A 12,699-nucleotide genomic window follows, 5' to 3' on the forward strand; every position below is an offset into this window, starting at 1 on the left:
GAATTCGCCTGAGATCACCTTAAATGCCTGTACCGGATAGTTTCAAAGAGGGCTTGGCCCGTGGCTGGAAGACCTATAACGGCTCGCACCTGGACAGCGATCTGACCCTGGAGGCCGACGTGGCCATCGTCGGCAGCGGCGCCGGCGGCGGCACCACCGCAGAAATCCTCAGCGCGGCCGGCTTCAAGGTGCTGCTGATCGAGGAAGGCCCGCTGAAGACCAGCGACGATTTCAAGATGCTCGAAGACAAGGCCTACGCCAGCCTCTATCAGGAAGGCATCGGCCGCATGAGCAAGGATGGCGCCATCACCATCATGCAAGGCCGCGCGGTTGGCGGCACCACGCTGATCAACTGGACCTCGAGCTTTCGCACACCCGCGCCAACCCTGGAGCACTGGGCCAAGGAGCATGGCGTAAAAGGCCACAGCCCTGAAGAAATGGCGCCCTGGTTCGAGCAGATGGAACAGCGCCTGGGCGTCGCGCCCTGGGTTGTGCCGCCGAATGCCAATAACGCGGTAATCAGCCGCGGCTGCGACAAGCTCGGTTACGAGTGGCAGACGATTCCGCGCAACGTGCGCGGCTGCTGGAACCTCGGTTACTGCGGCCTGGGCTGCCCGACCAACGCCAAGCAGTCGATGCTGGTCACCACAATCCCGACCACTCTGGATAAAGGCGGCGAGCTGCTCTACCTGGCCCGCGCCGAACGCTTGTTAATCGACGGTGACCAGGTCACGGGCATCGAATGCCTCGGCATGGATGAGCGTAGCGTCGCCCCCAATGGCCGCAAGATCACGGTCAAGGCCAAGCATTACGTACTGTCCGGTGGCGGCATCAACACACCGGGAATTCTCCTGCGCTCGAATGCACCGGACCCGCACCAGCGCACCGGCAAGCGCACCTTCTTGCACCTGGTGAACTTCTCGGCGGCCTTGTTCGATCAGGTGATCAACCCCTTCTACGGCGCGCCGCAGTCCATCTACTCCGACCATTTCCAGTGGGATGACGGCACCGCTGGGCGCCTGTCCTACAAGCTCGAAGTCCCGCCGCTGCAGCCGGCGCTGACGGCCACCCTGCTCGGCCGCTTCGGTATCGACAACGCCATGCGCATGGAGCAACTGCCCAATACCAACGTAATGCTCGCCCTGCTGCGTGACGGCTTCCACCCGGACAGCGCCGAAGGCACGGTGGAACTGCGCGGCGACGGCAGCCCGGTGCTCGACTACCAGATGACCGACTACACCTGGGACGGCGTGCGCCGCGCCTTCCATACCATGGCCGAGATTCAGTTTGCCGCCGGGGCTAAGGCGGTGCTGCCGCTGCATGCCGATGCCGGCTATGTGAAAACCCTGGCCGAAGCGAAAAGCCTGATCGACAACCTCAGCCTGGAGCTGTACCGCACCCGCCTCGGCAGTGCCCACGTCATGGGCGGTTGCGCCATGGGTGAAGACCCGCAGCAGGCCGTCACCGACAGCCTGGGTCGCCACCACCAGCTGAGCAACCTGTCGATCCATGACGGTTCGCTATTCCCCACCAGCATCGGCGCCAACCCGCAGCTGTCGATCTATGGGCTGACGGCCAAGCTGGCCAGCCAATTGGCTGAGCGGCTGCACGCCTAGACCACCCGGGAGCCTGTCCATGCTGCAGAAAGTGGTTTCCGTGCTGCTGATCATCGCCGGCATCATTCACTTGCTGCCGCTCAGCGGCGTCTTAGGCGCTGAACGCCTAGCGCAACTCTACGGCCTGACCTTCCAGGAGCCCAACCTGCTTTTGCTGATGCGCAGTCGCGCCGTGCTGTTTGGCCTGCTCGGCGCCTTGCTGGTCTACGCAGCGTTCCGCTCGACACTGCAGCCCATCGCCCTGACCGGCGGACTGCTTAGCGTGCTGAGCTTTCTTTACCTGGCCTGGAGCACTCCCGGCTACAACGAGGCGCTACGCCGGGTGGTACTCGCCGACTGGGTAGCGCTGGCCTGCCTGGTGATCGCTGCCTTGCTGGTTTTTCTGGCCCGCAACAGAACCTGAGACCAAACGCACCGACTTGGCCGCAGTGCCTTGCTGCGCTACCATCCGACTCCCCAACGGATCCGCCAGGACGTCACGATGAATCGAGTGTTATACCCAGGCACCTTCGACCCCATCACCAAGGGGCACGGCGACCTGGTCGAGCGTGCCGCACGGCTGTTCGACAGCGTGATCATTGCGGTAGCGGCCAGCCCGAAGAAGAACCCGCTGTTCAGCCTGGAACAACGCGTCGAGCTGGCCCGGGAAGTCACCCAACACCTGCCCAACGTTGAAGTAGTCGGCTTTTCCACCCTGCTGGCACACTTCGCCAAGGAACAGGGCGCGAACGTGTTTCTGCGCGGCCTGCGCGCGGTATCCGACTTCGAATACGAATTCCAACTGGCCAATATGAACCGCCAGCTGGCTCCGGACGTGGAAAGCCTGTTCCTGACCCCGTCGGAGAAATACTCGTTCATCTCTTCGACGCTGGTGCGCGAAATCGCCGCACTGGGCGGTGACATCTCCAATTTCGTGCACCCGGCCGTGGCCGCCGCGCTGACCGAACGTTTCAAGCGCTAAGCCATTAGCGCCAGGCCGCGTGCATGCGCGGCCCCGATGCGGCACAATTCGTTCCATAGTCTTTCTGCACACATCTAGGCTGCGCTCCAGAGCGGCAGCAGGAGTGGTTCTGTCATGTCCCTGATCATCACCGACGACTGCATCAACTGCGACGTCTGCGAACCCGAATGCCCGAACGCTGCGATTTCCCAAGGCGAAGAAATCTACGAGATCGACCCCAACCTGTGTACCGAATGCGTCGGCCACTATGACGAGCCGCAGTGCCAGCAGGTTTGTCCGGTCGATTGCATCCCGCTCGATGAGAACAATGTCGAGAGCAAGGATGAGTTGATGCAGAAGTACCTGATCATTACCGGTAAAGCATGAAGACCGGCCGCCTGATCCGCGGCCATCACCCCTGGCGCACCTTGCTTGGTGCGCTTGCTCTACTCTGCGCCCTTGAGTTGCATGCCGCGGCCCAGCCTGAACGCATCGCCATTGCCACCGCACACCCCGCCGCCACTGTGGCGGGCCAGGAAACCCTAGCTCTGGGCGGCAACGCCTTTGACGCTGCAGTGGCCATCAGCGCAGCGCTTGCGGTGGTCGAACCCTATGGCTCCGGGCTGGGCGGCGGTGGTTTCTTTCTGCTGCGCGAAGCCGGCGACTCGCCGAACTACCGTTTTCTTGATGCCCGCGAGCGCGCCCCGCAAGCCGCCCATGCCGACCTATACCGGGTCGACGGCGAGATCCGCAAAGACCTGTCGCTGAATGGCGCACAGGCCGCTGCCATTCCCGGCCTGCCGGCCGCACTGGTCGAGCTGGCCGAGCGCTTCGGCCGCCTGCCATTGCGCGACTCACTGGCTCCGGCAATCCGCCTGGCCAGCAGCGGCGTGAGCATCGACCGGGTCTACCGCGAACGCGCGGGTTGGCGCTTAGCGGCCATGCGCGACGACCCTGAAACCGCACGGATCTTCCTCGATAAAGGCGAAATACCCGAGGAGTTTGGCCTGCTGCGCCAGCCGGAGCTGGCGCGCACCTTCGAACAGCTGGGCAGTCAGGGCCGTCAAGGTTTCTATGCCGGCGCGGTGGCGGAGCAGATGGTCAAGGCCGTACGCGATGCAGGCGGCATCTGGACCCTCAAGGACCTGGCCGACTACCGCATCGCTGAACGCCAGCCGCTGCGCGTATCACTTGATCAAGGCCGTGAACTAATCAGCGCGCCCCCGCCATCTGCAGGTGGTATCGCCCTGGGGCAGAGCCTGCTGATCCTGCAGCAACTGCCCTGGCAGCAAGCAAACCGAGTGCAGCGCACTCATTTTGTCGTCGAAACCCTGCGGCGCGCCTACCGGGATCGCGGCCTATTAGGCGACCCCGACTTTGTTCGCAATCCTGCGCAACAACTGCTGGCCCCCGCGTACCTGAAACAGCTGGCCGGCAGTATCGACCCGCAGCGCGCCACGCCGAGTGATAGTCTGCCGCCCAGTAAAACCTGGCAGGAAGGCGACCACACCACCCATTTCTCGGTGCTCGACAGCGAGGGCAATGCGGTGGCGGCCACCCTGTCAGTCAACCTGCCGTTCGGTGCAGCATTTACTGCGCCCGGCACCGGGGTGCTGCTGAACAATGAAATGGATGACTTTGCCGCCGACATACAAGGCAGTAATGCCTACGGCCTGAGCGGCAGCCAGGCCAATAGCATCGCCGCCGGCAAACGGCCGCTATCGAGCATGAGCCCAAGCTTTATAGAAAGCGCTAAAGGCTTCGCCAGCTTCGGCACGCCGGGCGGCAGCCGAATACCCAGCATGGTGCTACTGGCGATGCTGGAGTATCTGGATCAGCAACCGATCGAGCGCTGGCCCAGCGCGGCACGCTACCACCACCAGTTTCGCCCAGACTTGATCGAGCATGAGCCGAACGCTTTCGGCCCAGCAGAAATTGCAGCATTAGAGGCACTTGGGCATCAATTGAAAGCAACAGGCCGGCAATACGGCAATCAGCAGGTGCTGTACTGGAACAAACAAGACGGGAAGGTTGCAGCCGCAAGCGATCCGCGCGGGATCGGTACTGCGGTGGTCACACCAGTCGCACCGCAATGATGCTGATCACCGATGCGCCAGACGAGAACTTCTCAGGGCTGTCAAAGCAAACAGCACGACAGCCCGGAAAAATATAAAAACAATCAGTTCTGCTTATAGCCGCTAGTGGTGCAGCCCAGGCAGCGCACAAAAGCTTCTTTGCCTGGTTCCACAACCAGTGCATGACCAGCCTCACCAATATTGCCACCTGCAGCCGTAAACGGCAGGCTCACCACAAATGCCACAGCACCGATGGCAGTTGCCCCGATCAGTAACGGTCGTGCAATCAGCAGATCGCCAATCATTGAATAGGCTTTGGGTGCGTTAGCAGTATAAAGAGGGTCGCCGCTAGTGTTCTGCTGCGCTACGTCAGCATAAGCCGGCAGCGCCAGCAGGCCAGTGGTCAACGCCAGAGCAGCAGCGGTTGAGCGGAACAGTTTCATGGGGCGATCCTTCAGCTATTAGGAGGCGGTAGATCTAACTATAACAGCGCATTGGTAATTGTCAGCGTGACGGCCGTCAATCGCCATAAAAGGCATATTCAGGTTTTTTCGGAATAAAGGGTCGAAAAAACGCAAGAATCGCCTCGAGATCGGCAGCTTCATCCCCGCTAGGCATAAAAGTCGGGCCGATAAATACACGTCGATTCTGGTAGTCCAGAGCGCCCAGCACGATGGGCACGCCGGCACCTAGAGCGATGTGATAGAAGCCCATTTTCCAGCGTTCGACCTTTTTGCGCGTACCTTCCGGCGAGAGGATCAGCATAAATTGCCGATGCTCACTAAAGGCCTGCACCGCCTGCTCAACCGTATTGCCCTGACGCTCGCGGTATATCGGAATGCCGCCCCACAACCGCATCAGTCCGCCAAACGGCCAATTAAATATCGTGTGTTTGCCAAACCAGCGGGCATTCAGACGCAGCACAAACTTCACTGCGATAAAGATTACAAAGTCCCAGTTAGACGTGTGGTGCGCACCGATCACCACAAATTTGTCGAGTTTCGGCAGCTCGCCCTCGATACGCCAACCCATCAGTTTCAGTACCACGCGGCCAACCCATTCGGCCAGAGGATTGCGGTGCAGATAGTTACCGAACATCAATACCTCGGTCGTTCTTATTATTGTGTAAACGGTTCAGTCATCAGCGTATGACGGGCAAATCTAGCCCGACGACAAATCCTTAGCGTTGGCAGCGCGGACAATACACGCTGGCGCGCTGGCCTAGTTTGACCTCACGCAGGGTGCTGCCGCAGTGCTTGCAGAACTCACCGCCGCGCCCATAGACAAACAGCTCCTGCTGGAAATAGCCCGGCTGACCATCGCCACCGACAAAGTCACGCAGGGTGGTGCCGCCGCGCTCGATGGCATGGGCGAGGATGCGCTTGATCTCGTCCGCCAGTTTCACATAACGCGCCCGCAACACCGAGCCGGCCTCACGCCGCGGGTCGATACCCGCAGCAAACAGCGCTTCGCTCGCGTAAATATTACCCACCCCGACCACCACGGCGTTGTCCATGATAAAGGGCTTGATCGCCATGGCCCGGCCACGGGACAGCTGGAACAATCGCTCGCCATCGAACAGTTCGGTCAACGGCTCCGGCCCCAGTTTGCTGAGCAGCACATGGCTCAACGGCTCAGTGCTCCACAGTAGTGCACCGAAGCGCCGCGGATCGGTGTAGCGCAGGGCCAGACCGGACTCCAGCTCGATATCCACATGTTCATGCTTGGCCGCCGGCAAACCCGCTTCGACCAGTCGCAGGCTACCGGACATACCCAGGTGGCTGATCAAGCTGCCGGTTTCGGCCTTGATCAGCAGGTACTTGGCGCGCCGTTCAACGCACTCGATACGCTGCCCGGATAGCTGAATATCCAGATCTTCGGGGATCGGCCAGCGCAGGCGGCGCTCGCGTACGATCACCCGGCTGACGCGCTGGCCTTCAAGGAATGGGGCGATACCGCGGCGAGTGGTTTCTACTTCAGGAAGTTCTGGCATAGCGAATAGTCAGCTGAGCAATTCGAGCGGGCGCCTACCTTAGCAGGAATGTCCCAGGGGCGACGAGACAGGCCAGCCGGCTGCTAACTCGCCCCCATATCGCGAATGCTTTCGCGCAGATTCTCGAAGTCATACCCCGATAGCCCGACATACTCCAGCACCAGCTGCTCGATGCTCTGCCACTCATGGTCGTCCGGCTGATTACCCAGCACCAGATGGCTTTCACAGATGTGCTCGGCCATCTTCAGAATTGCCAGCAGGGTTTTCAGCTGTGCATCGCGGCTGGCGTCCTCGGTAAAAATCGCCAGGGCGTTGTGGTGGCTGGCAATGGCTTCGCACAGGTGCAGCGGCAGGTTCCACGACTTGGCAGTGAAGTAGCCGATCACCGCATGATTGGTATTGAGCAGGCGATTCTCTGTATCCACCACGCGGCGCTCGCCGGTGGCGCTGGCGTAGGCCTCTTCCAGCACGGTCATGTAATTGGGGAAGCGCTTGAGCATCAGCGGAATGCCGCAATTGTGGAACAGGCCGAGGGTGTAGGCCTCGTCCGGCGAGTGATAACCGATGCGTTTGGCCAGGGTCAGGCAGGTCATCGCCACATCCTGGGCGGTGTCCCAGAAACGGTTGAGGGTGACGATGGCCTCATCGGTCAGCTCGCCGCGGATCGACTGCGCATTGATCAGGTTGATCACCGTGTTGCAGCCCAGCAGGTTGACCGCCTGCTGGATCGAGGCGATGCGATTGGTCAGACCGAAGAACGGCGAATTCACCAGTTTCAGCAGCGCGCCGGACAGGCCAGGGTCCTGACCGATCAGCTTGGCGATGGCGCGCAGATCCGGGCTCGGCATCACCTGTTCCATCTGCAAATCCACCATGATCTGCGGCTGCGGCGGCACGCTGATGCCCTGCAGCACTTGCTGGATATATTCGGCGGAAAGCTCTTGAGACATGACGGGAACAACCGATATGAGAAGTGATGCACAGTCTAGCTAAACCACCAGCACTTCCACAGGCGACTTTTGTAACCGCCGTAAGGCCGGCGAACCCGCTATAATTCCGCTCTTTTTTCGGAGTCCCCAGCATGTCCCTGCCCAGCCTGCGCCTGAAAGCCAATGCCGATCGACGCCTGCGCGCCGGCCACCTGTGGGTCTACAGCAACGAAATCGACGTGGCCGCCACACCGTTGAGTGGTTTTGCTGCCGGCGATCAAGCGGTGCTCGAAGCTGCCGGCGGCAAACCGCTGGGTGTCGTCGCGATGAGCCCGAACAACCTGATCTGCGCGCGCCTGCTGTCGCGCGATGTCAAACATGTGCTGGACAAGTCGCTGCTGGTGCACCGCCTCAACGTCTGCCTGTCACTGCGTGAACGGCTGTTCGACAAGCCCTGCTACCGCCTGGTGTACGGCGACTCCGACCTGCTGCCAGGCTTGGTGGTCGACCGTTTCTTCGACATCCTGGTGGTGCAGCTGGCCTCCGCCACCATGGAGCGACACAAGGATGACGTACTCGCCGCGCTGATCCAGGTGTGCAAGCCCAGCGGCATCCTGCTCAAGAATGATTCCGCCGCCCGCGATGCCGAAGGCCTGGCGCGTTATGTGGAAACCCCCTTTGGCGTGGTGCCGGAGTGGGTCGCCCTGGAAGAAAACGGGGTGAAGTTCGAAGCCCCGGTGATCGAAGGCCAGAAAACCGGCTGGTTCTATGACCACCGCATGAACCGCGCGCGCCTGGCGCCTTACGTCAAGGGCAAGCGCGTACTCGATCTGTTCAGCTACATCGGCGGCTGGGGTGTGCAGGCTGCAGCCTTCGGCGCCAGTGACGTGATGTGTGTGGACGCTTCCGGCTTTGCCCTCGACGGCGTAGAGCGCAACGCCGCGCTGAACGGCCTGACCGATCAGGTCGCCTGTGTCGAAGGTGATGTGTTCGAGGCGCTGAAACAGCTGAAATCCGCCGAAGAACGCTTCGACGTGATCGTCGCCGACCCTCCCGCCTTCATCAAACGCAAGAAAGACCTGAAAAACGGTGAAGGTGCCTACCGCCGCCTAAACGAGCAGGCCATGCGCCTGCTCAACAAGGACGGCATCCTGATCAGCGCCAGTTGCTCCATGCACCTGGAAGAAGACAACCTGCAGAACATCCTGCTGACCAGCGCACGCCATCTGGATCGCAATATCCAGCTGCTCGAACGTGGTGCCCAGGGCCCGGATCATCCAGTACACCCGGCCATCAATGAAACCCGCTATATCAAGAGCCTGACCGTGCGTTTGCTGCCCAACAGTTGAGCACCTGCACCTGCCGAGTGCGTGTCGGCAGGTGCTTCTTTCTCTCCCGCGCTGTTACCACTTCCCACACCCGCCTGGCGCAACCCCGCGCCTGGGCTAGGCTTACCCCCAGCACTGCAGCGCCCGCGATGAGCCACAGCGGACTGGCACAGTGCTTGCGTAACTTGAACATTCAAACAAGTACCCGTTACAGCATAGAAGCGGGCGCGTGAATTCAAGTATTCAGATAACGGCCACAAGCTGCTGTCTGTTCAGAGCACATTTGGGGAGGGGTATGGCTGACCTGGCTGGGGACAAACCGTTCCTGCAATTCACCAACGTTAAGAAGACTTACGACCACAAGAATCTGGTGGTCAAGGATTTCAACCTGGATGTGGCCAAGGGCGAATTTATCACCCTGCTCGGCCCGTCCGGCTCGGGTAAAACCACCTGCCTGATGATGCTCGCCGGGTTCGAGGACGTGACCAGCGGCGAGATCCTGATCAACGGCCGCTCAGTCACCAGCATCGCTCCCTACCAGCGCAATATCGGCATGGTATTCCAGCAGTACGCACTGTTCCCACACATGACCCTGCGCGAAAACCTCGCCTACCCGCTGAAGATCCGCAAACAGCCCAAAGAGGTGATTCGCGCCAAGGTCGACGAATACCTGTCACTGGTCGAGCTGCTGGATTTCGGCAACCGCTTCCCTGGCCAGCTTTCCGGCGGCCAGCGCCAACGCGTGGCCCTGGCCCGCGCGCTGATCTTCGCCCCCGACATCGTACTGATGGATGAACCCCTCGGCGCCCTCGACAAGAAGCTGCGCGAGCAGATGCAGTTCGAGATCAAGCGCCTGCACGAGCAGCTCGGCTTTACCGTGATCTACGTGACCCACGACCAGACCGAAGCGCTGACCATGAGCGACCGCATCGCCGTATTCAACAACGGCATTGTCCAGCAATGCGCGCCGCCCCATGTGCTCTACGAGCGCCCGGCCAACCTGTTCGTCGCCGATTTTATCGGCGAGAGCAACAAGCTCAAGGGCGTGATCGAAAGCGTTGGCGCGGACAGCGTGCAGGTGCGCCTGGAGGATGGCGGCCTGGTCAGCACCCTGAAAGCCAACTGCACCGAGATCGGCCAGCCCACCACCGTGTCCATTCGCCCGGAAAAGCTCAGTTTTACCGAGCGTCTTGGCAGCACCGGCAATCAGGTGATGGCGCGGTTCGTCACCCGGCATTACGTCGGCGAATACATCCGTTACCACTTCGAGACCGCTGACGGCACCGAGCTGGTGGTGAAGAACATGAATGACAGCAGCGCCCCGCAACTCAGTGCCAAGGAAGAAGTAGCCCTTGCCTGGCTGCCGCAAGACAGCCAGGCACTGGATCGCCCAGTCGTCACACCAACCTGACCCTGATAACTAGAAGCAGAAGCAATGGAGCACAGCAATGGCTAGAACACTGACCACCCGCTTTTCCACCTTCGCCCTCGCCGCCGCGCTAGGCACAGCAAGTTTCGCCGCCAGCGCCGAGGAAACCCTGACAGTCGTGTCATGGGGCGGTGCCTACGGCGCAGCCCAGCAGAAACACGTGATCGACCCGTTTATGAAAGACACCGGCAACAAGGTCCTGTTCGAGGATTACACCGGCGGTGTGGCCGAGATCAAAGCCCAGGTCGAGTCCGGCAATATTCAGTGGGACGTGGTCGACTTCGAGGTCATCGACCTTGAGCGCGCCTGCTCCGAAGGTCTGCTGGAAAGCATCCCGCGCGACATCCTGCCGGCCGGTATCGACGGCGTTCCGGCCGCTAAAGACTTTATTCCCGAAGCCCTAGCCAGCGAGTGCGCAGTCGGCAATATCGTCTGGTCGGTGGTCTTCGCCTACAACGAGAAAACCATCGGGGGCACCAAAGCCGCGAGCATCGCTGACTTCTTCGACACCAGCAAAATCCCCGGCAAGCGCGCCATGCGCAAACGTCCGCAGGTGAACATGGAGTGGGCTTTGCTGGCTGACGGCGTGCCGCCGGGCGAAGTCTATGACGTGCTGTCGACCCCGGAAGGCCAGGCCCGTGCCTTTGCCAAGCTGGACACCATCAAGCAGGACATCGTCTGGTTCGACTCCTGGTCGCAGGCGCCACAACTGCTCAACGATGGCGGCGCGGTGCTGGTGCAGTCGGCCAATGGCCGTTTCTATGACGCCATCCGCCAGGAGAAAAAACCCTTCGTCATCGTCTGGGACGGCCACGTCTACGATCTTGATGCCTGGGCCATCGTCAAAGGCTCGCCGAAAAAGGACCTGGCACTGAAATTTATTGCCTACGCCACCGGCTCCACTCCACTGGCCGGCATGCCGGACGTGGCCTACGGCCCAACCCGCAAATCCTCCATGCCACTGGCTGACCAGAGCGCCGCACCGCACCTGCCGACTGCTCACCTGAGCAAAGGCATCCAGGCCGGTTCGGACTTCTGGGCTGACTACGGCGAATCCCTCGGTGAAAAATTCAACGAGTGGCTGTTGAAGTAACCCGCCATGACCCCTCTCCTGCGGGAGAGGGGTCAGGATTTTCGGAGTAACGCCTTGTCCTCCCTCACGTCTACCGAAGCCAGCCAAGCCTCCAACGCCCGCAACAAGAAACGCCTCACCGCCTTTCTGTTTGTCGTACCGCTGCTGGTGTTTATCCTGCTGACCTTCGTCGCACCGATTGCCAGCATGCTCTGGCGCAGCGTTCACCACCCGACGGTGGCCGCCCTGATTCCGCTGACCCTGAGCGAGCTGCAACGCTGGGACGGCAAAACGATTCCTGATGAGAAAACCCTGAGCGTGTTCGCCCAGGAGCTGCATGGCCTGGCCAAAGAGCGCCAGTCCGGCAAACTGGCCGAAGAGTTCAACCGCGCCTCGGCGGGCATGTCCAGCGTGGTCAAATCCACCGCCCGCAAAGTCTCACGCCTGAATGACGAGCAACTGACGCAACAAGGCGCCGAGATCCTGCTCAAGTCGCACCGCAACTGGAGCAAGCCGCAAATCTGGTATGCCATCCAGCGCGCGGGCAAACCCTATACCTATGACTACTACCTGACTGCACTCGACCTGGAACTGCATCCCGAGCAGGGTATTCAGGTGCGCGAAGACACACAGATCTACCTGCAGCTGTACAGCAAGACCCTGAGCATGGCGCTGGTCATCACGCTTTTCTGCGCGCTGCTCGGCTACCCACTGGCCTACTACCTGGCCGGCCTGCCGGAAAACCGCGCCAACCTGCTGCTGGTGCTGGTTCTGCTGCCGTTCTGGACCTCATTGCTGGTACGCACTACGGCCTGGATCGCCCTGCTGCAGACCAACGGGGTGATCAACTCCTTCCTGCTCGGCATCGGCGTGATCGGCCAACCCATCGAGATGCTCTACACCTCGTTCGCCACCGTGGTGGCGATGACCCATATTCTCTTGCCGTTTATGATCCTGCCGCTGTACAGCGTGATGCGCGGCATCGACCCCAGCTATCTGCGCGCGGCGCTGTCACTGGGTGCACGACCGATTCCGGCCTTTGCGCGCATCTACTTCCCGATGACCCTGCCGGGCCTGAGCGCCGGTGCGCTGCTGGTATTTATCATCTCGGTCGGCTACTACATCACCCCAGCACTGGTCGGCGGCACCGACGGGCAGATGATCAGCAACATCATCGCCTTCCATATGCAGCGCTCGAACAACTGGGAACTGGCCGCCGCGCTGGGCTCCCTGCTGCTCGGACTGATCCTGCTGCTGTACTGGCTGTACGACCGCTTTGTCGGTGCCAGCAATATCAAGCTAGGTTAAGGAACAGAC

General features: G+C 60.9%; 13 protein-coding genes. 9 read left to right on the plus strand and 4 right to left on the minus strand.

Annotated elements, in window-relative coordinates; genetic code table 11:
- The first annotated feature begins 23 nt into the window (after positions 1–23).
- From ACIN8IBEIGE_RS04630 to ggt, 5 genes are all read left to right on the plus strand, one after another.
- Positions 24–1,616 carry a GMC family oxidoreductase gene (locus tag ACIN8IBEIGE_RS04630; RefSeq protein WP_160013622.1) on the plus strand — a complete coding sequence of 531 codons (1,593 nt, stop codon included), beginning with the start codon at positions 24–26 and terminating at the stop codon, positions 1,614–1,616.
- Between the two features lie 19 nt (positions 1,617–1,635).
- Positions 1,636–2,019: a phosphopantetheine adenylyltransferase gene (locus tag ACIN8IBEIGE_RS04635; RefSeq protein WP_256665033.1), complete on the plus strand. Its 384-nt coding sequence runs from the start codon at positions 1,636–1,638 to the stop codon at positions 2,017–2,019.
- A gap of 78 nt (positions 2,020–2,097) precedes the next feature.
- Entirely contained in the window at positions 2,098–2,577 is a 480-nt protein-coding gene (gene coaD / locus ACIN8IBEIGE_RS04640; protein WP_160013623.1) for a pantetheine-phosphate adenylyltransferase, read from the plus strand.
- A gap of 114 nt (positions 2,578–2,691) precedes the next feature.
- The gene (locus tag ACIN8IBEIGE_RS04645) at positions 2,692–2,943 is read left to right on the plus strand and encodes a YfhL family 4Fe-4S dicluster ferredoxin (RefSeq protein WP_090250215.1); all 252 of its coding nucleotides are present in this window, start codon (positions 2,692–2,694) and stop codon (positions 2,941–2,943) included.
- Positions 2,940–4,652 carry a gamma-glutamyltransferase gene (gene ggt, locus ACIN8IBEIGE_RS04650; RefSeq protein WP_160013624.1) on the plus strand — a complete coding sequence of 571 codons (1,713 nt, stop codon included), beginning with the start codon at positions 2,940–2,942 and terminating at the stop codon, positions 4,650–4,652. The genes ACIN8IBEIGE_RS04645 and ggt overlap by 4 nt, the downstream gene beginning before the upstream one ends.
- Before the next feature lie 83 nt (positions 4,653–4,735).
- Here the strand turns inward: ggt and ACIN8IBEIGE_RS04655 are convergent, their stop codons facing one another.
- The 4 genes from ACIN8IBEIGE_RS04655 to ACIN8IBEIGE_RS04670 form a co-directional block, all read right to left on the minus strand.
- On the minus strand, positions 4,736–5,074 hold the full coding sequence (locus ACIN8IBEIGE_RS04655; protein WP_160013625.1) for a multidrug transporter: 339 nt from the start codon (positions 5,072–5,074) through the stop codon (positions 4,736–4,738).
- A gap of 76 nt (positions 5,075–5,150) precedes the next feature.
- On the minus strand, positions 5,151–5,729 hold the full coding sequence (locus ACIN8IBEIGE_RS04660; protein WP_160013626.1) for a lysophospholipid acyltransferase family protein: 579 nt from the start codon (positions 5,727–5,729) through the stop codon (positions 5,151–5,153).
- 82 nt (positions 5,730–5,811) lie between these two features.
- Positions 5,812–6,624 (minus strand): bifunctional DNA-formamidopyrimidine glycosylase/DNA-(apurinic or apyrimidinic site) lyase, encoded by an 813-nt coding sequence (gene mutM / locus ACIN8IBEIGE_RS04665; protein ID WP_160013627.1) that lies wholly within the window; start codon positions 6,622–6,624, stop codon positions 5,812–5,814.
- Between the two features lie 83 nt (positions 6,625–6,707).
- Positions 6,708–7,520: an HDOD domain-containing protein gene (locus ACIN8IBEIGE_RS04670; protein ID WP_178124385.1), complete on the minus strand. Its 813-nt coding sequence runs from the start codon at positions 7,518–7,520 to the stop codon at positions 6,708–6,710.
- Positions 7,521–7,705: 185 nt separating this feature from the next.
- Here ACIN8IBEIGE_RS04670 and ACIN8IBEIGE_RS04675 point away from each other — a divergent pair, with 185 nt between their 5' ends.
- From ACIN8IBEIGE_RS04675 to ACIN8IBEIGE_RS04690, 4 genes are all read left to right on the plus strand, one after another.
- Positions 7,706–8,902, plus strand: coding sequence for a class I SAM-dependent rRNA methyltransferase (locus ACIN8IBEIGE_RS04675; protein ID WP_160013629.1), 1,197 nt, complete (start codon positions 7,706–7,708; stop codon positions 8,900–8,902).
- A 274-nt stretch (positions 8,903–9,176) separates the two neighbouring features.
- Complete coding sequence (locus tag ACIN8IBEIGE_RS04680; RefSeq protein ID WP_160013630.1) at positions 9,177–10,292, plus strand: ABC transporter ATP-binding protein; 1,116 nt, start codon at positions 9,177–9,179, stop codon at positions 10,290–10,292.
- A gap of 37 nt (positions 10,293–10,329) precedes the next feature.
- The gene (locus ACIN8IBEIGE_RS04685; protein WP_160013631.1) at positions 10,330–11,403 is read left to right on the plus strand and encodes an ABC transporter substrate-binding protein; all 1,074 of its coding nucleotides are present in this window, start codon (positions 10,330–10,332) and stop codon (positions 11,401–11,403) included.
- Positions 11,404–11,457: 54 nt separating this feature from the next.
- Positions 11,458–12,690 (plus strand): ABC transporter permease, encoded by a 1,233-nt coding sequence (locus ACIN8IBEIGE_RS04690; protein WP_160013632.1) that lies wholly within the window; start codon positions 11,458–11,460, stop codon positions 12,688–12,690.
- Positions 12,691–12,699 lie beyond the last annotated feature (9 nt).

The organism is Pseudomonas sp. 8BK, assembly GCF_902506475.1.
Lineage (GTDB): Bacteria > Pseudomonadota > Gammaproteobacteria > Pseudomonadales > Pseudomonadaceae > Aquipseudomonas > Aquipseudomonas anguilliseptica.

Bases quoted from the DNA above. Each gene is read 5' to 3' on its own strand.
- ACIN8IBEIGE_RS04645 (WP_090250215.1), top strand. From the start codon at position 2,692: ATGTCCCTGATCATCACCGACGACTGCATCAACTGCGACGTCTGCGAA.
- ACIN8IBEIGE_RS04685 (WP_160013631.1), top strand. From the start codon at position 10,330: ATGGCTAGAACACTGACCACCCGCTTTTCCACCTTCGCCCTCGCCGCC.
- ACIN8IBEIGE_RS04630 (WP_160013622.1), top strand. From the start codon at position 24: ATGCCTGTACCGGATAGTTTCAAAGAGGGCTTGGCCCGTGGCTGGAAG.
- mutM (WP_160013627.1), bottom strand. From the start codon at position 6,624: ATGCCAGAACTTCCTGAAGTAGAAACCACTCGCCGCGGTATCGCCCCA.
- ACIN8IBEIGE_RS04660 (WP_160013626.1), bottom strand. From the start codon at position 5,729: ATGTTCGGTAACTATCTGCACCGCAATCCTCTGGCCGAATGGGTTGGC.
- coaD (WP_160013623.1), top strand. From the start codon at position 2,098: ATGAATCGAGTGTTATACCCAGGCACCTTCGACCCCATCACCAAGGGG.
- ACIN8IBEIGE_RS04675 (WP_160013629.1), top strand. From the start codon at position 7,706: ATGTCCCTGCCCAGCCTGCGCCTGAAAGCCAATGCCGATCGACGCCTG.
- ACIN8IBEIGE_RS04680 (WP_160013630.1), top strand. From the start codon at position 9,177: ATGGCTGACCTGGCTGGGGACAAACCGTTCCTGCAATTCACCAACGTT.
- ACIN8IBEIGE_RS04655 (WP_160013625.1), bottom strand. From the start codon at position 5,074: ATGAAACTGTTCCGCTCAACCGCTGCTGCTCTGGCGTTGACCACTGGC.
- ACIN8IBEIGE_RS04635 (WP_256665033.1), top strand. From the start codon at position 1,636: ATGCTGCAGAAAGTGGTTTCCGTGCTGCTGATCATCGCCGGCATCATT.
- ggt (WP_160013624.1), top strand. From the start codon at position 2,940: ATGAAGACCGGCCGCCTGATCCGCGGCCATCACCCCTGGCGCACCTTG.